General features: G+C 48.3%; 1 protein-coding gene and 2 pseudogenes. 2 read left to right on the top strand and 1 reads right to left on the bottom strand.

What is annotated here, in order from left to right; translation table 11 throughout:
* Nucleotides 1-127, bottom strand: a pseudogene (locus tag AAC147_RS09215) (IS6 family transposase); the annotation flags it as partial.
* An 84-nt stretch (nt 128-211) separates the two neighbouring features.
* On the opposite strand from AAC147_RS09215, the pseudogene AAC147_RS09210 reads away from it, so the two are divergent.
* Both AAC147_RS09210 and AAC147_RS09205 read left to right on the top strand, forming a co-directional pair.
* Nucleotides 212-915 (top strand): annotated as a pseudogene (locus tag AAC147_RS09210) (phosphoadenosine phosphosulfate reductase domain-containing protein); the annotation flags it as partial.
* Nucleotides 887-1,083 (top strand): hypothetical protein (locus AAC147_RS09205; RefSeq protein ID WP_339955599.1); only part of this gene is annotated, 197 nt, incomplete at its 3' end. The pseudogene AAC147_RS09210 and the gene AAC147_RS09205, both read left to right, overlap by 29 nt.

Below are 1,083 nucleotides of genomic sequence, written 5' to 3'. Positions count from 1 at the left end.
CCCGCTCAGCCATCATCTCTTCCAGATTTCGTAAACTCAGGGCATAAGCGAGATACCATCGGACACACTGGGCGATAATATCGGTAGGATAGTGGAGTCGTTTGAAGGCGTTTCTGAGCAGGGACATCGTTTGGGACTCGCGCAAAAACCCAGAAGTTTACCTGAAGTTCCGTTAATGCGACAGAACTAGGGCGAATGCTCAAGGAGAATGCCTAGGCGCGTAGAAACGCCTGAGGGGCTTCTGGTGCCACCTAGAGACCATAAGCGTTCCGAACCTGGTACGCGCTTTCGTTTCCCGCAGCAGTCCCCGTCACTGCAAACAAGGTGGTGCTCATCGGCTTTAAAGATTGATGTTGGCCGCAGGGCTCTTAATAATCAAGAGCGCTTTAAGGGAAAGAAGATCCTTTTCATCACTGGTAAGCGTCGGGAAGAAAGTGCAAACAGATCTAAGTACAACCAGCTTGAGGCTCACGCCTGCGATAGAAGATATGGGAAGACTGCACGGTTAGTGGATGTTTGGAGGCCAGTTCTTCATTGGGCTGAGGAGCAAGTATGGGAAGAGATCGAGCGTCACCGCATCCTAGCTCCAGTTCTATATCGCCTTGGCTGGAGACGGTCGTCGTGCATGACCTGCATCTACAACTTACAGCGCATCTGGTCCACGATCTGTCACTACTGGCTTGATAGGGCTGGGAAGATTGTTCAGTATGAACAAATCTTTGGTGTAACGGTATCAAGAAAAAAATCGACGTCATAGATTTAGGTTCTGCTGTTGCGTCGACACAGATTAGTGATGTTGAAGCATTGGAGCAGGTATCCAGAGAAGATTACATGCTCTCGATTTTTGTGCCGGAGGGGCAGAAGTGGGTTCTCCTTGGTGGCGCATTTGGTCGAGAGGCTTGTGGTTCTGATTGATTTGTGCAGAGGTGGCAATGTTGGATTTTTTTCTTTTGGTAATAGTGGGTTTGGGTATCTCTACCGTGGTGCTGTCGCATTGGGGCTTGGATTTGGTATAGGTAGGTTCGGATTGTCTGTCTCTTATACACAACTTTGTATCCTGCTGTTTTTTTATATGAATTATTT

Origin of the sequence: Xenorhabdus sp. NBAII XenSa04 (assembly GCF_963866145.1) — a bacterium.
Taxonomy (GTDB): Bacteria; Pseudomonadota; Gammaproteobacteria; order Enterobacterales; family Enterobacteriaceae; genus Xenorhabdus; species Xenorhabdus indica.
This window is presented reverse-complemented; position numbering and strand designations above follow the sequence as displayed.